Here is an 18,383-nt window from a genome sequence, read left to right as displayed (position 1 = left end):
GGCTTTGCTCTGTGAATGTCCATAGATTTGCAATGTGATTCTGGAGCTAAGCATGCAGCTCTATTATCACATAGTGTGTTAAGTTATTTTTTAATCTTAAAATTCATACGATGGAAAAACTAAAGATTTCCTCTGGGGCAAGGTTGAATAAGGTACTCTCTACCTTAATAATCTGTATGGCTCTTATGATGAACGTCTCGTATCTGAGCGCTCAAAATCCTAATGTTACGGTAACCGGTACAGTGGAGGACGTAATGGGTCCTGTAATTGGTGCCAGTGTGGTTGAAAAAGGCGTACCTTCCAATGGATGTATTACCGATATTGACGGTAATTTCTCTTTGAAAGTAAAACAGAATGCTACGCTGGTAATAAGTTTTGTGGGCTACAAAACAGTAGAAATTCCTTTGAAGGGACAGAGAACAGTGAAAGTGACGTTGCAAGAGGACACTGAGATGCTGGATGAGGTAGTGGTAGTTGGTTACGGTACGATGCGTAAGAAAGATCTTACAGGAGCAGTCGTACAGATTAATCCCGGTAAGATCGCTGACTCCAACCCGACCTCTGTACAAGATGTGTTGCGTGGTACTCCGGGCTTGCAGATTGGTTACGATGCTTCTGCCAAAGGTAGCGGTGCTTCCATACAGTTGCGTGGTAAGAACTCGTTGGGTACTGATGCCAGTCCGTTGATCGTATTGGACGGTATGGCTTTCTACGGTGAACTCTCAGAAATCAATCCGGACGATATCGGCCAGATTGACGTATTGAAAGACGCTTCTTCTGCTGCTATCTATGGTGCCAAGGCTGCTGCTGGTGTTATCATCATCACCACAAAGAAAGGTAAACAAGGAAAGCCTGTCATCAACGTAAGTGCTAACTTGGCTATCAACCAGAAAGCAGCTTATCGCGACTATTACAATGCTTCCGGTTATATACGTTACCGTCAGGATTGGTATAAGATGTATTATACGTATGCTCAAGGAGATGATGGATTATATGGCTATTATAGGGCAACTAATGATAAAGGAAAGTTGGCTTATCCAGAGGGGTATTATGATGATCCGAGAAATATGAATCAACAGGAACAGGACGCTTGGGCTTCTAACTTAGGGGCAAGTGGCTTGGGTGCTGCCGAGGGTGAGTCTATGTTAAGTTTGTTTGCTCGTCGTTTGGAAATGAACAACTCTCCGTTGGTATTTAATAATTTTCTGGCAGGTAATACCTTTGATTGGTACGATTCTACTTTCCGTACCGGCATAAATCAAGATTACAACGCCAGCATTTCAGGCGCTACCGATAAAATCAACTACTATTTGTCTGCGGGATACATGGATAATGAAGGTGCCGTACAAGGTAATGAATATCATGCATTCCGTTCGAACATGAAGATTAACGCCAAGATTACCGACTGGCTGGAGGTGGGTGCAAATGTGAACTTCCAGGATCGTTCTGACGGTGATATTCAGGTATCATTGGGCAGCAACTATTGGGATAACAATATGTTGCGTAACTCTCCTTACGCTTCCATGTATAGTGAAGATGGCGGATACGAGCAATACCCTATGTCGGGTACGCCTACGAACGGTGGTTACAATTACTACTTCGACCGTCAATACTACGATTTGGAAAAAGGATATACCGTATTGAATACCATTTTCAATGCCAAGCTCACGTTGCCTTTGGGCTTCACTTATCAGTTCAACGCTGCTCCGCGTTTGCAATGGTTCTACGACCGCTATTTCATGTCGGCCGACCTGCCCAACTCTTCGGCAGCTGACCGTGGTGTGAATCGCGGATGGTCCAAGAACTTTGACTGGAACCTGAATAATACCATTACTTGGGATCGCACTTTTGCTGATACCCATCACTTTACAGTGACATTGGTGCAAGAAGCTGAAGAACATCGTTATTGGAGCGATAATATCCAGGCCCGTAACATTACACCGAGTGATGCGCTTGGTCTCCACTATACCAATGGTGCCAACAAGGAGCAGAGTTCTTTCTCTACCAACGATACGCACTACACTGCCGCTTCTTATCTGGGACGTTTGTTCTATAGCTACGGCGACCGTTATATGTTTACCGGTACGTTCCGTCGAGACGGCTATGCAGGTTTCGGAGCCAAGAATCCTTGGGGTAACTTTGGTTCTGTAGGTTTAGGTTGGACTGTTTCGAACGAGAAATTCATGGAGAGCACTCAGAACTGGTTGGATATGCTTAAGCTACGTGCGTCTTGGGGTACCAACGGTAACCGTGAATTTGGTGATGTGTACAAAACATTAGCTAACCTGAACTTGGGGGGCACCGGCATGGTTTATGTCAACAACGGCACATCAACAGTGGTTAATCCCTTGTATATGGATCGTTTGGCAGCTCCTAACCTGCAATGGGAAAAGACGAAATCCTGGAATGTTGGAGTAGATTTTTCTGTATTGGATGGCCGCTTGAGCGGTACGGTGGATTACTATTTCAAGAAGACTACCGATATGATTATGTCGCAGCGTCTGCCGAGTTTCTCCGGTTTCGGTAGTATTACTGCCAACTTGGGTGAAGTGCAGAATAAGGGCTTTGAAATAGCTTTGAATTCTACTAATATCGAGACTAGAGACTTTACATGGAATACTTCCGCCGGTTTCTCTATCAATAAAAACCGTATTAACCACATCTATTACGACTATGACGAAAACGGTGTAGAGCGTGACGATACTTCTAACGGTTGGTTCATCGGACAACCTATGGGTACCATTTGGTATTACGAAACTGATGGCGTTTGGCAGAACACACCTGAGGATATTGCTGCTGCTACTTTGGTAGGCCAGAAACCAGGTGATCCGAGAGTGGTGAATCGCTATACGGAAGACGATAAAATTTTAGAAGATGGCACTCGTGTGCCGGTTTACAACGATAACGATAAAACTTACCTTGGAACCACAGCCCCTCCCATTTATTGGAATTTGCGCAATGAGTTCACTTTGTGGAAAGATCTGACTTTCTCATTCTCGCTCTATTCATATATGGGACATAAGAGCACAAATGGTTATTGGTTAAATCAAGACAATGGAGGCTCACAGGTTGCTAACGCCTTCAATATGGCGGAGAAAGAATATTGGACACCTGACAATCCGACCAATGATTATTGTCGCCTGAATGCTGCAGGTCCTAATACGGGGTTGGCCGGTGGTGTAGACAAACTCTACAACCGCAATTTTGTTCGCTTAGACGACATTTCCGTTGGCTATACGCTGCCTCAGAGATGGACGAAGAAATATATGATTGACAAGATTCGTGTAACTGCAACCGTCAAAAATGTTTGCACCATCTCCGGTTGGGAATATGGTGACCCTGAAACAGGAGGCTTATCTACCCGTAGCTTTAATTTTGGTTTGAATATAACACTCTAATAACAGAAGAACAGTATGAAAAAGATAAATAAATTAGCAAAGGGATGTATGGTGCTGGTTTCAGTAGCCATGTTGGCAAGCTGTACGGACAGCTTCTTGGAGCAAGATCCCTTATCATTCTATAATCCGGCAAATACGTATACTACAGAATCGGGTTTGCGCTCGGCAATGGCCATGTGCGACTTGGGACTCAAGGAAATGTTGATGGACGGCAATGGAAATCTGCTTCCTATTGCTTCAGTTTATTTTATGAGCGATATAGGTTTGTATGCAAAAACAGATGCTGGCAATCGTCAGGATGATTTTGCCAACAAGATTACACCTACCAGCGGAATGAAGGGTGGTGGTGATGAAAACGCTATGAGCCGCTTTTGGGATCGTGGATGGGTCAGTATCAAATTTGCCAATACAGTGCTTTCGTATGTAGACAAAGTGGAGAGTTTGGATGAGAAGACGCGTAACGAATATAAGGGACGTGCCTACTTCCATCGTGCTTATGCTTACTATCATCAGGCACTGTTATTCGGTGATATTCCTTTGGTGACGAAAATTATCGAAGTGCCTAAACAGAACTATAAGTCTACAAGCAAGGAAGCTATTTTCCAGATGTTGGTGCATGATTTGGAGTTTGCTGTTCAAAATGTACCGGCTCAGAAAGATATGCCTTATATGGGTACTGTGAATCAGGAAGCTTGTATGCAATTGCTTATCAAATGCTACTTGGTGATAGGTGAATATAAGAAGGCTGAAGAGATGGCTACTGATTTGATTAATAATCATGGATTAGCTTTGATGGAGCAACCTTTTGGTACCTTTGTACCTTCCGGAAGTCCTGAGACATGGAACGTGGAACGTAATGTGATTTGGGATTTGCATCGTGGTGATAATGTTGCTGCTGTTGCTAATAAGGAAACCATTATGCCTATTCTGAACTTTGACAGTCAGAGCTTTATTAGTTATCCATTAATGCGTGCTATGTGTGTGCATTGGTCTAACGGTGATATTTCAGATCCTCATAATCTAGCTTCTCCAGCTTATAACTGGTCACGCAACGATGGATCATATAGCAAAGAGTTGGACTGGGTACGTGCTTTGGGACGTGGTATTGGCTGTTTCCGCACTTCTCATCACTACAATAAGACTATCTGGAATTATGATGGTGAAGAGGATACACAGGATTTGCGCCATAACCGTAATGTGGGTAACTGGGTAGAGATGACGGATATTAAGTATAATCGTCCCAATTCTGATTATTATGGAAAGAATATGCAATTGTATGCAACAGAAGATTATATAGCGGGAAATGATACGGTTTTGGCAGGAACTTTGCTTTGCAAGGATACAATTCGTAGTTGGTTCCCTATTCCTTTGTATAAAGTTTATATTGTAGATGAGGCTGCGTCAGAAAACATGGGCGCTAATCAGTTCAATGGTGCTACAAAAGGTACGAAATGTTCTAATGGCGATCTCTATTTGTTCCGTCTTGCTGAGACTTATTTGCTTCGTGCGGAAGCTAAATTTTATCAAGGTAATACAAGCGGTGCAGCCGAGGATGTAAATGCAGTTCGTCGTCGCGCTAATGCCAAGAAGATGTTTACTACGGTAACCATTGGAGATATCGCTGACGAACGTGCTCGTGAACTCTATTTGGAAGAATGGCGTCAACCCGAATTGACTCGTATTTCGTGGTGTTTAGCTCGTAGTGGTCAACCCGATGAATGGGAGGATACTTATGACTTGGCAACTTGGGATAAACAGACAGGTACCGATTTGAATGGTGGAAGTTATTGGTATAAGCGTTGTACGCGTTATAGCCTCTATAATCGTGGTCCGGTTTTTTCAAAAGTAATGTTGAACTATCAGGTCGCTAAGCATAATATGTTCTGGCCTGTGCCTAACTCAGCAATCACAGCCAATATTGGTGCTCAACTTCGTCAGAACTATGGATATGACGGTTATGATGATTCTGTTCCAATGTTTACTAATTGGGAGGAAGCAGTAGCTGATGAAGAGAAAACAAATTAGTTAGATAAATCTATTCGACCAATTCCTTATCACTCGATTGGGAATTGGTCGAAATAAACATTCTATGTTATGAAAAACATCCTATATATTATTATCTTATTGTTTATGTTTTCATGTACTCAAAAGGAACTTTCTTTTGATAATAGTGAAACAGTAGAAACATCCTATAATGTAGAAGAAGATGGAGTAGTTTATCCTTCGACGAATATGGATGCTATGACTCGCATTAGTTATAATGGTAGTGTCGATTGGGTGAATGGTACTAAAGTAACATTACCGAATGGAGAAGAAGTAGATCTTCCATGGGTAGATGGAGGAAGTTTGCCATTTTTCATGCAAAAGAAATTAAGCCCGGATAATGGTTGGGAACTCGTGGCACATACCATGGCACCGGATACTCAAAGTGATAGGTCTTATCTCATATTTCATAATTATATTACAGGAACATTGCGTGTTTTCTGTTATATGAGCACATTTGCTACCAATAATAATGGATTTTGGAAAATTACTTTTTCAGAGCCAACTGCATTATTGAACTTTGGAACTATAACTTCGCCGATAGATGAAAGGTATAGAAAAGAGATTGTAGTTTCCAATACTACAACTCAAGATGGGAAAGGGTTTGCTTTGGGATGGAATGGTTTTCAATTGGAACTATCTTATGATCCGGAAGCTTCTGGCATCATGAAATTTGAACCTATGAATGTGAATACAACTGAAATTAGTATGGAGGGCGAAAATAGTTCAATGATTGTTGGCTCTATTGTTAATAATTCATCGTCTTCAACTGTTGTTTCAGACCTTATATCCGGTGTTGGTAAAGTTGCAGGAGAAGGAGCTGAAAGCTATGTGAAAACACTGTTGCCTGGTGTAAGCAATATACCAATTGTAGGTAGTGGCTTATTATCACTAGTAAAAGGTGGTATTTCTTCTATTTTTGGTTCTTTCTCGGGATTGTTTGATAAAAAGACAACAGAAATCATGGATGTGAATCTTACGACAAAGGGTTCTGTAAGAGTTCGCGGTACTGCCATTACTCCAACTGCTGCACCTATAGCAGCAGTCAATGTAAATCTTGGTTTGATCGATGGGAAGCTCGGTGCATGGAATCTTACGCAGGAGCCCTACTTAACTTGGTGTACAACTGTATGCAATGACTTTGAAGCGAATAAAAATGTTACAGATAGACAATATTTTTATGAAACTCCGGGTAGTGCTTTATTGATGGGTACCGTATATAATATAAAGGGTAACCCTAAATTGACTATGTATTATTCCTCTTTAACTACAAAATTTGTGAGATATTTGAACTACTCATATAAAATTGAAGGGGAAATGAAATATGGTAGTAGTGCGATCCGTTCAAAATCCGGACAGAAAATATTATATAAGGAAGGTCTTTCTGGACCTAGTGTAATAGAACTTCCAGATCCTTGCTTACGTGTTCGTATCTGCGTAATTGATTGTCCAACAAGCGAGAATCTTCCTTATTCTTTTGAATTGGCAGGTACTAAAATTCCCTACGTTATTAGAGAACTTGATCCTCATGAACGAATGGATGTTTTTATGCAATTTACATATCATGCTGATATTACTATAAATGGTGTTGTGAATGAATATTGTGCAACGAGAACGTACCAATGTAAAAGTGGCTGGGGAGATGCATATTAATTATTTAGTATTCAAAATAGAATGATAAAGGTTTTATTTTATCACTCTTTTCAATAGGTTTTGTTCTTAGTTAGGCGAGGCAACCTTTCCTCGTGAAAGGTTAGCCTCGTCTTTTCTTTAAAGGTAAAAAGTATGAGTAAGAAAATAAAAGTAATAGGGCTTTATTTATTTCTTTGCTTGTTTTTCCAGGCAGTTCTTTGGGGACAGATAAGTTCAATAGGTAACAAAGATATTGTTTCCGGTGAACTGTGGAAAGATACGGATGGAAATGTAATTAATGCCCATGGTGGTGGTATTATTTTCTATAAGGGAAAATATTACTGGTATGGAGAACATCGGCCTTCCTCTGGTTTTACAACTCAAGTAGGGGTAACATGTTACTCATCTGCGGATTTACGTAACTGGAAGTATGAAGGTGTGGCTTTAGCTGTATCTGATGAGGTTGGAAGTGATATAGAAAAAGGATGTATCATTGAGCGGCCCAAAGTAATCTATAATCAAAAGACCGGAAAATTCGTCATGTGGTTTCATCTGGAACTGAAAGGAAAGGGATATGGACCTGCACGTGCAGGAGTTGCCATAAGTGATACCCCAGTAGGGCCTTACACGTTTATCCGTTCCGGACGTATAAATCCGGGAATTTATCCGATGAACATGACGCCGGAGGAACAGAAGCTCACCTGGAACCCGAATGAGTATGAATGGTGGACTCCGGAGTGGCGTGAAGCAATAAACAAAGGAATGTTTGTGAAACGTGATTTGGAAAGTGGGCAGATGTCTCGTGATATGACTTTGTTTGTTGATGAGGACGGTAAAGCTTATCATATTTATTCTTCTGAGGAGAATCTAACGCTTCAAATTGCAGAATTGTCCGATGACTATCTTAGCCATACAGGAAAATATATCCGTATATTTCCGGGTGGACACAATGAAGCGCCGGCTATATTCAAGAAAGATGGGATTTACTGGATGGTAGCGTCAGGATGTACTGGTTGGAAGCCTAACGAAGCCAGACTTATGACTGCTTCTTCCATTTTAGGAGAGTGGTCTCAGTTGCCCAATCCTTGTGTAGGGAAAAATGCGAAAATTACTTTTGGTGGACAAAGTACTTATATATTGCCATTAAAAGATGGTGGATACATGTTTATGGCAGACATGTGGTGCCCAAGCAGTCTGGAAGATTCACGTTACATCTGGTTACCTATCCGATTTGATGAAAAAGGAATTCCGTTTATTGAATGGTTGGATAAGTGGTAAATTTCTTATATTCGTATCTTCTAAAAGAATCGGTAGTATAAATCTGTAAAATGTGAACTTGAATGAAAATAGTAACAAGAAGTCTGTTCCTGCTATTTTTGCTTATTCCGGTAGGGCTGTCCGGCCAAACGGAGTGGCAATTAGTGTGGAGTGATGAGTTCAACGCAGACGGTCTTCCGGATACGGCTGTGTGGAGTTATGATAATGGTTTTGCACGCAATGAAGAAGCCCAGTGGTATCAGGAAGGCAACGCTTACTGCAAGGGTGGAAAGCTGATTATTGAAGCGCGAAAAGAAAAAGGACGTAAAAATCCCTGGTATGAGGCCGGAAGCAACGACTGGCGGAAGAAGCGGGAGTTCGTTGAGTACACTTCCTCGTGCATCACTACGTCCGGTAAGAAAGAATTTCTTTATGGCAGATTTGAAGTTCGTGCCAAGATTCCTGTAAGTGGAGGGGCATGGCCTGCTATCTGGACATTGGGCAGCGGTATGGAGTGGCCTTCGTGTGGCGAAATCGACATCATGGAATATTATCGTATTAAAGGTGAACCGCATATTCTGGCAAATGCTGCCTGGGGAACTGACCGGCAATGGAGTGCAAAATGGAAAAGTAAAGCAATCCCTTTTACTCATTTTACGGATAAAGATCCCCAATGGGCAGATAAATTTCATGTTTGGCGTATGGATTGGGATGAAACTGCTATTAAACTCTATCTGGATGATGAGTTGCTGAATGAAATTCCTTTGAGCGAAACTATAAACGGAACGATTGGGCTGGGGACGAATCCTTTCCGCAAGCCTCAATATCTTTTGTTGAACTTGGCTCTTGGTGGCATAAACGGTGGAGAGATTGATGATAAAGGAATTCCCATGCGCTATGAAATAGACTATGTACGGGTATATCAGAAGCAATAGAAAAGGTGAAAAAGACCTGATTTCCCTGAAAACTATGGATTTTATAACGGAAATGACCGATAAATATCCTCTTTTGCAATATTTGTAGTAGTTCGTTTTCTTATGAAACGGATATATTTGCAACAATGAAAAACAACTTATATAGAATATCATGAAAACAAGAAAATATCTTTGGCTACTATTGACCGTAGCATTGCTGATACCTCTTAATGTATCGGCCAAAAAGAAACCTGAAAAAGTAAAGACTGATCGTGAATTATGGACAGGCATTCTCTATCAGATGGCTGCACCTGTACTGAGCAATATGAGCGAAGGTAAATTGCAGGAAAATATGCTGGTAGAGTTAAGTCCTACATGGGATGGCCGTGATAAACGAGTGACTTATATGGAATGCTTCGGCAGGTTGATGGCCGGACTGGCTCCGTGGTTGTCATTGCCTGATGATGACACGGCAGAAGGTCAGCAGCGCAAACAATTGCGTGAGTGGGCATTGAAGAGTTATGCCCAATCAGTGGACCCGGAAAGTAAAGATTACCTGCTATGGCGCAAGGAAGGACAGCCTCTCGTAGATGCTGCCTATATAGCTGAAAGCTTTTTGCGTGGATATGATGCCTTATGGGTTCCATTGGATGATTTGACGAAACAGCGATATATTGCTGAATTCCAACAATTGCGCCGGGTAGATCCCCCTTATACGAATTGGTTGTTATTCTCTTCAACTGTTGAATGCTTCCTGAAAAAGGCAGGTGCCCAAACCGATTACTATCGTATAACTTCTGCTTTACGTAAAGTAGACGAGTGGTATGTGGGCGATGGTTGGTACAGTGACGGAGAAGATTTTGCATTTGACTATTATAACAGTTTTGTGCTTCACCCCATGTATGTGGAATGCCTTGACGTGATGACGGATGGAGGAAAAAGAAACATCTGGAATGTGAAAGGCGGAAACTTCCCGAAAGCTTTGAAGCGTATGCAGCGTTTCGGTATGATATTGGAACGTTTTGTTTCTCCCGAAGGTGCTTTCCCTGTATTTGGTCGTTCAATTACTTATCGTACCGGCGTACTACAGCCGCTTGCCTTGTTGTCATTACGTGGCTGGCTACCGAAAGAGTTGCCTGCCGGACAGGTACGTGCGGCAATGACGGCTGTTATTCAACGCATGTTCGGTGATAACCGCAATTTCAATGCGGAAGGTTATCTGACATTAGGCTTTAATGGTTCTCAACCCAATATTTCAGACTGGTATACCAATAATGGTAGTCTTTATTTGGCTTCGCTTGCTTTCTTGCCATTAGGTTTGGCTGCTGATGATCCTTTCTGGACAGATGTACCACAGCCCTGGACATCAAAGAAAGCATGGGGAGGAGAAGATTTCCCGAAAGATCACGCATATTACGAATAATAATTATGAATAAACGCATTCTTTTTTTCTTTCTGATTCTCCTGATATTTTCCACTCTCCGGGCACAACAGTCCCGTCTTGTGGAAGTGGGGAACGGATATAGCCAAACGTCGGTCAATACGACTGTATTCAGGAACAACTCGCTTGTGACGCAAGGAGATGAACAGTATATAAGTTATTATGACGGGGACGGTTATCTGGTGCTCGGCAAACGGAAGTTGAATTCTGACCAATGGACGTTACAACGGACACAATACAAGGGAAATGTAAAGGATGCCCATAATATAATCAGCATGATGCTGGACGGAGATGGTTATTTGCATCTGTCATTTGACCATCACGGACATAAACTGAATTATTGTCGCAGCACTGCTCCGTATACTCTGGAACTGGGTGATAAAGAGCCTATGACCGGAGTGGATGAGGGAAATGTGACTTATCCGGAGTTTTATCCGTTGAATGGAGGCGATCTGTTGTTTGTTTATCGTTCCGGTTCTTCCGGCAGGGGAAATCTGGTGATGAACCGCTATTCTGTGAAAGAGAAAAAGTGGTATCGTGTACAAGATGTCCTGATAGATGGTGAAGACCAGCGGAATGCCTACTGGCAACTTTATGTAGATGAGCAGGGAACCATACACCTGTCGTGGGTATGGCGCGAAACATGGCATGTGGAGACTAATCATGATCTTTGTTATGCCCGCTCCTATGATAACGGTGTGACGTGGTATAAAGCGAATGGCAAGAAATATGATTTGCCTATTCGTTACAACAATGCAGAGTATGCCTGCCGCATTCCACAAAACTCAGAACTCATCAACCAGACCAGTATGAGTGCGGATGCAAGTGGTAATCCTTATATTGCCACGTACTGGCGCGATCCTGATAGTGATGTTCCGCAATACCGTATTGTGTGGTACGATGGACAAATGTGGCAGAACCGCCAGGTTTCCGATCGTCATACTCCTTTCTCTCTGAAAGGTGGTGGTACAAAGATGATTCCAATTGCCCGCCCGCGTATCGTGGTGGATGGTGGCGAGATATTCTACATCTTCCGTGATGAAGAACGGGGAAGTAGAGTGTCGATGGCGCATACTTCGGCTGTGGGAACCGGTAAGTGGACCTTTACGGATCTGACAGACTTTGCGGTAGACGCCTGGGAGCCGTCTCATGATACGGAACTCTGGAAGCGGAAACGTCGGCTCCATCTTTTTGTGCAGCATACTAAACAAGGTGATGGTGAACGTATGGTTGAATTTGCTCCTCAACCGGTATATGTGCTGGAGATGAATAATTGATTTTGTATACATATAATTTACTATAGTGACAGACTCCCTTTAATCCTCGCTCAGAATACCTTCTGGGAGGGGGATAATGAGTATAAGACTGAATAGGGTTCACTCCGGGACACAATTCCAAGGAGGTACTCAGTAGATATGAATTTGTCCTCCTTTATGAATAATAACGAATGGTATAGTAATTAAGTAAAAAAAGAAAAATATATGAAAACGTTTTTGGGAAATGTGATACTTTTAACTTTCTGTTTGAGTGGACTGTCTGCTTGTGCCGCTCCGAAAGATGAGGCTAAAGAAGTTGTGGATATCATTTATAAAGTGAATAACTATTGGCAGGAACAGAATCCGAAGCATGGACGTTCATTCTGGGACAATGCCGCCTATCATACAGGTAATATGGAGGCGTTCTTCCTTACCGGTGATTCGAAGTTCATGGACTATTCCAAAGCATGGGCCGAACATAATGAATGGAAAGGAGCCAAATCGGACAATAAGGCTGAGTGGAAGTATAGTTACGGTGAAAGTGATGATTACGTACTTTTTGGTGACTATCAGACTTGCTTTCAGACCTATGCCGACTTATATAACCTGAAGCCGGATTCGCAGAAAATAGCTCGTGCCCGCGAAGTGATGGAATATCAGATGAGTACGGATAAGAACGATTATTGGTGGTGGGCCGATGGACTCTATATGGTGATGCCCGTTATGACTAAACTATATAAGATAACCGGTAATCCGCTTTATCTGGAAAAACTGCATGAATATTGGGTATTTGCCGATAGCTTGATGTATGATCCCGAAGATGCTCTATATTACCGTGACGGGAAATATATCTATCCCAAACATAAGAGTGCGAACGGCAAGAAAGACTTTTGGGCACGCGGAGACGGCTGGGTGCTTGCAGCACTGGCTAAAGTATTAAAGGATTTACCTGAAACAGATAAATACCGTCAGGAATATATAGATCGTTTTCAGACAATGGCAAAAGCTGTGGCTGCCTGTCAACAACCGGAAGGATACTGGACACGGAGTTTGCTTGATCCGGAACATGCACCCGGACCGGAAACCAGTGGCACTGCTTTCTTTACCTATGGTCTGCTGTGGGGTATGAATAACGGCCTTTTGGATAAGGCTACTTATCAGCCTGTAGTAGAAAAAGCCTGGAAATATCTAACGACTGTTGCTTTACAGCCGGATGGACGTATCGGTTATGTGCAGCCTATCGGAGAAAAGGCAATTCCGGGGCAGGTGGTAGATGCCAATTCAACAGCTAACTTTGGAGTGGGAGCATTCTTATTGGCTGCTTGTGAAATGGTACGTTTTTTGGATTGAACATTCGTTTTTAATTGAAATACGAAATGGAGTTTGTTTTACCGGCAAACTCCATTTTTTTATAGATAAGTGGGTAAATCTTTGTTTTTTAATGAAATGACACAAAATTACTCCCTTTTTGCATGAATCGTAGTAGTATATTTCCTTTTTTATGTGTATTTTTGACACCCAATAACTAACGTGAATTTTATGAGGAATACTATGAGACATTTTGCAGTTGCTATTAGTTTAATGTTGGCAATGACATTGCCTTCTTTTTCCCAACAACATCCTATCGTTGAAAAAGATTATGTGGCTTATTTGTTCACCTACTTTACAGGTAACCACATCAGTGAAGAAGCTGTATGTTATGCCGTAAGTATGGATGGATATACATATTGGGCACTGAATGACGGCAAGCCCGTTCTTGATTCGAAAGTGATCAGTTCGACCGGTGGTGTGCGCGACCCGCATATTCTGAGAAGTCAGGATGGTCATACCTTTTATATGGTGGTGACAGATATGGTATCTGACAATGGTTGGGATTCAAACCGTGCGATGGTGCTGCTGAAGTCCAATGACCTTGTAAACTGGACGCATTCCATCATCAACATGCAGAAACGCTATAAAGGACAGGAAAAGCTGAAACGTGTTTGGGCACCGCAGACGGTTTTCGACCCTGAAGCCGGAAAATATATGGTGTACTGGTCTATGCAGTATGCCGGTGGAGCCGATATCATCTACTATGCGTATGCCAATGACGACTTTACAGATCTGATTGGTGAACCGAAGCCACTCTTCATTCCGGAGAATAAGAAATCATGTATCGACGGGGATATTGTCTATAAAGACGGTGTTTTCCACCTGTTCTATAAGACAGAAGGACATGGAAACGGCATTAAAGTGGCAACCACCCGTTCACTGACTTCCGGCCAGTGGAAAGAAGAACCGGATTACAAGCAGCAAACAAAGGATGCTGTGGAAGGTGCCGGCACATTTAAACTGATAAATCAGGATAAGTATATATTAATGTATGATGTATACATGAAAGGCAAATATCAGTTTACGGAAACTACCGACCTGAAGAACTTCAAAGTGATAGACAGTGAAGTGAAGATGAACTTCCATCCCCGCCACGGAACGATTATTCCTATCACGCGCGATGAATTGACCCGTATCACAGATAAATGGGGCAAGCCTGCCGAATTGGGTGCAATACCGAATAACCCTGTATTGCCCGGATTTCATGCTGACCCTGAAATCTTATACTCAAACAAGACAAAGAAATATTATATCTATTCCACAACTGACGGACAACCAGGTTGGGGTGGATGGTACTTCACTGTTTTTTCTTCAACCGACCTGAAGAACTGGAACTATGAAGGCGTTATGCTGGATTTGAAATCCGAACAGGTACCTTGGGCAAATGGAAATGCCTGGGCACCGTGTATTGAGGAAAAACTCATCAAGGGAGAATACAAGTACTTCTTTTATTATAGCGGCAATCCCGCCAAAGGCGGAGGAAAGCAAATCGGCGTAGCAATGGCCGACTCACCTACCGGGCCGTTTACCGATCTGGGACAGCCCATCATTACAGACTCTCCCGTAGGACACGGACAGCAGATAGACGTGGATGTATTCACCGACCCCGTATCCGGTAAATCTTATCTGTATTGGGGAAATGGCTACATGGCCGGCGCCGAACTGAACAAAGACATGATTTCCATCAAGAAGAAAACACTTACGGTAATGACTCCCGAAGGAGGAACCTTGCAGGATTATGCATTCCGTGAAGCTCCTTATGTATTTTACCGTAACGGACTTTATTATTTTATGTGGTCGGTAGATGACACCGGTTCACCCAACTATCATGTGGCTTACGGTACATCTAAATCGCCGCTGGGACCTATCGAGGTAGCTAAAGATCCGATTGTACTGATTCAGAATCCGGAGAAACAAATCTACGGTCCTGCACACAATGCGGTGTTACAAATTCCGGGTACGGATGAGTGGTATATCGTTTACCATCGTATTAATAAGAACTTCCTGAAAGATGGTCCGGGTACGCATCGGGAAGTATGCATTGACCGTATGGAATTCAATGAAGACGGAACGATTAAACGGGTAATAACAAACAATTGACAGTTGACAATTGAAATAATTATTTGATCATGAGAAACAAACTGAAGGGATTAGCTTTTTTATGTATGGCGGTAGCCTTGCCGTTGACAGCACAGAATGTAACCGTCAGCGGACCTGACGGTAAATTACAACTAACAGTTTCGTGCCCGGAAGGGAAGGAAGCATCGTATTCTCTCACCTATAACGGAAAACAGATGTTGGAATCATCTCCGTTGGGTCTGGAGACCAATGTGGGAGATTTCGCGAAAGCAATGAAACTGACCGGGCATGAAGAAAGGAAAATTGATACCGTTTACACGCAATCGCGTATCAAAGCTTCCAAGATACATTATCAGGCCAATGAACTGGTATGTGCCTTTGTCAATGCAAAAGGGCAGAAGATGGACGTAATCTTCCGTGTGAGCAATAATGACGTTGCTTTCCGCTATACGTTGTCCCGCCAGGGCGAACGGGGAAGCCTTGTTGTGAACAGCGAAGCAACCGGTTTCCGTTTTCCTGAACAGACTACTACCTTCATGTGTCCGCAAAGTGACGCCATGATAGGCTGGAAGCGGACAAAACCGAGTTATGAAGAAGAATATAAGGCGGATGCCCCGATGGATGTCCGTTCGCAATACGGACACGGATATACTTTCCCCTGCCTGTTCCGCGTAGGAGATAATGGCTGGGTGCTTGTCAGTGAGACAGGAGTAGACAGTCGCTATTGCGGTTCGCGCCTGAGCGATGTAACAGAAGGAAATCTGTATACGGTAGCTTTTCCGATGGCTGAAGAGAATAATGGTAACGGAACAGTTGCCCCCGCTTTCGCTTTACCGGGTTCTACCCCTTGGCGTACGATTACGGTAGGTGAGACATTGAAGCCTATTGTAGAAACCACTGTTATCTGGGATGTAGTGGAACCGCTGTATGAGACGGAACATGATTATCAGATGGGGCGTGGTACCTGGAGCTGGATACTCTGGCAGGACGGCAGTATTAATTATGATGACCAGGTGCGTTATGTTGATCTGGCTGCTGCAATGGGGTATGAATACGTGTTGATTGACAACTGGTGGGATACGAAAATCGGCCATAAGCGTATGGAATCCCTCATCGACTATGCACAAGGCAAGGGAGTAGATGTATTCCTGTGGTACAGTTCAAGCGGTTATTGGAATGATATCGAGCAAGGTCCTGTGAATATGATGGATGATCCGATTATCCGTAAGCGTGAAATGAAATGGCTTCAGGAGCAGGGTGTGAAAGGTATCAAAGTCGATTTCTTCGGTGGAGACAAACAGGAAACCATGCGTTTGTACGAAGGTATTCTGAGTGATGCTGACGATCATGGTCTGATGGTAATCTTCCACGGCTGTACAGTGCCTCGCGGATGGGAGCGGATGTATCCCAACTATGTAGGCAGCGAAGCGGTACTGGCTTCCGAGAATCTGATTTTCAATCAACATTTCTGTGATGAAGAAGCTTTCAATGCCTGCCTGCATCCCTTTATCCGTAATGCGGTAGGCTGCATGGAATTTGGCGGTACTTTCCTGAACAAGCGTTTGAACCGGGGAAACAATGGCGGAACTACCCGTCGCACGACGGATGTATTCCAGTTAGCAACAGCTGTATTGTTCCAGAACCCTGTTCAGAATTATGCTTTGGCACCCAACAATCTGACAGATGCCCCGCAAGTTTGCCTGGACTTTATGAAACAGGTGCCTACTACATGGGATGAAACACGCTTTATTGATGGTTATCCTGGAAAATATGCAGTCGTTGCACGTCGTCACGGTAAGCAATGGTATGTAGCGGCTGTTAACGGTACAAAAGAAGTGCTGAAACTGAAACTCGAATTGCCTATGCTGGCAGGACAGACTCTTTCATTCTATAATGATGATAAAGAACTGCAACCTCAGTTGCAAACTCTGAAACTGAAAGCTGACGGCAAATTCCAACTGACCCTCCAACCGCAAGGTGGTGCCATACTGGTTCAGGATTGGAAAACGAATGAAAAGGAAATGGGAGCCTATCTGTTTACCTATTTCAAAGATGATACACATAGTTTATATTTCGCAGTCAGTGATGACGGATATACATTTACGGATGTAAATAACGGTCAGCCCATTATCGCCGGTGATACGATTGCCGAACAGAAAGGTATCCGTGACCCGCATATCTATCGTGCACCGGATGGTACTTTCTACATTGCCATGACCGACCTGCATATCTTTGCCCAACAGAAAGGTCTGCGCAACACCGAGTGGGAGCGTGATGGAGCAAAATATGGCTGGGGCAACAACCGTGGTTTTGTCCTGATGAAATCAAAAGACCTTGTAAACTGGACACACCATGTGGTTCGTATTGACAAGACTTTCCCCGGATATGATGAGATCGGTTGTGCCTGGGCACCTGAACTGGTCTACGATGAACATGCAGGCAGAATAATGATCTACTTCACCATGCGTATGGGCAATGCACGGAATATGCTGTACTATGCTTATGTAAACGAAGACTTCGACGGTCTGGAAACAGAACCCCGCTTATTGTTCCAATATCCTGATGCTACCAAATCAGCTATCGATGCCGATATCACGAAAGTAGGTGATAAGTATCACATGTTCTACGTAGCTCACGACGGAACACCGGGTATCAAACAAGCTGTATCGAAATATATCAACCGTGGATATACTTATCTGCCGGAATGGGTAGACCCGGAACCGAAAGCCTGCGAAGCTCCTAACATGTGGAAGCGCATTGGCGAAGACAAATGGGTGGTAATGTATGACATCTATGGTATCAATCCTCATAATTTCGGTTTCAGTGAAACCACTGACTTTGTGAACTTCAAAGATCTGGGACACTTCAACGAGGGTGTGATGAAGGCGACTAACTTTTCTTCACCGAAACATGGAGCAGTAATCCACATCACAAAGAAAGAGGCTGAGAAGCTGAGAAAGTATTGGAAAAACAAATAACCCGATAAATAATA

10 protein-coding genes are annotated in these 18,383 nt (G+C 43.0%); all 10 read left to right on the top strand.

The window, feature by feature from the left end; translation table 11 throughout:
- Positions 1-110: 110 nt before the first annotated feature.
- Positions 111-3,398 carry a SusC/RagA family TonB-linked outer membrane protein gene (locus BWI44_RS13405; protein ID WP_195208403.1) on the top strand — a complete coding sequence of 1,096 codons (3,288 nt, stop codon included), beginning with the start codon at positions 111-113 and terminating at the stop codon, positions 3,396-3,398.
- A 15-nt stretch (positions 3,399-3,413) separates the two neighbouring features.
- Positions 3,414-5,423 (top strand): RagB/SusD family nutrient uptake outer membrane protein, encoded by a 2,010-nt coding sequence (locus tag BWI44_RS13400; protein WP_195208402.1) that lies wholly within the window; start codon positions 3,414-3,416, stop codon positions 5,421-5,423.
- 69 nt (positions 5,424-5,492) lie between these two features.
- Positions 5,493-7,094 (top strand): hypothetical protein, encoded by a 1,602-nt coding sequence (locus tag BWI44_RS13395; protein WP_195208401.1) that lies wholly within the window; start codon positions 5,493-5,495, stop codon positions 7,092-7,094.
- A 132-nt stretch (positions 7,095-7,226) separates the two neighbouring features.
- A complete protein-coding gene (locus tag BWI44_RS13390) occupies positions 7,227-8,351 on the top strand; it encodes a glycoside hydrolase family 43 protein (RefSeq protein WP_195208400.1) in 1,125 nt (374 codons plus the stop codon).
- A 62-nt stretch (positions 8,352-8,413) separates the two neighbouring features.
- Positions 8,414-9,265: a glycoside hydrolase family 16 protein gene (locus tag BWI44_RS13385; RefSeq protein WP_195208399.1), complete on the top strand. Its 852-nt coding sequence runs from the start codon at positions 8,414-8,416 to the stop codon at positions 9,263-9,265.
- A 151-nt stretch (positions 9,266-9,416) separates the two neighbouring features.
- Complete coding sequence (locus BWI44_RS13380; protein WP_195208398.1) at positions 9,417-10,667, top strand: DUF2264 domain-containing protein; 1,251 nt, start codon at positions 9,417-9,419, stop codon at positions 10,665-10,667.
- Between the two features lie 5 nt (positions 10,668-10,672).
- Positions 10,673-11,962 (top strand): alpha-l-rhamnosidase, encoded by a 1,290-nt coding sequence (locus BWI44_RS13375; RefSeq protein ID WP_195208397.1) that lies wholly within the window; start codon positions 10,673-10,675, stop codon positions 11,960-11,962.
- A gap of 204 nt (positions 11,963-12,166) precedes the next feature.
- On the top strand, positions 12,167-13,291 hold the full coding sequence (locus tag BWI44_RS13370) for a glycoside hydrolase family 88/105 protein (protein ID WP_195208396.1): 1,125 nt from the start codon (positions 12,167-12,169) through the stop codon (positions 13,289-13,291).
- Positions 13,292-13,522: 231 nt separating this feature from the next.
- Positions 13,523-15,412, top strand: a complete 1,890-nt coding sequence (locus BWI44_RS13365; protein ID WP_229036077.1) for a glycoside hydrolase family 43 protein — start codon at positions 13,523-13,525, stop codon at positions 15,410-15,412.
- 29 nt (positions 15,413-15,441) lie between these two features.
- Positions 15,442-18,369, top strand: a complete 2,928-nt coding sequence (locus BWI44_RS13360; protein ID WP_195208395.1) for a glycoside hydrolase family 97 protein — start codon at positions 15,442-15,444, stop codon at positions 18,367-18,369.
- The last annotated feature ends 14 nt before the right edge of the window (positions 18,370-18,383 follow it).

The organism is Bacteroides sp. Phil13 (genome assembly GCF_001940965.1).
Classification (GTDB): Bacteria; Bacteroidota; Bacteroidia; order Bacteroidales; family Bacteroidaceae; genus Bacteroides; species Bacteroides intestinalis.
The sequence above is the reverse complement of the archived record's forward strand: the minus strand, read 5'-3'. Positions and strand labels throughout refer to the sequence as shown.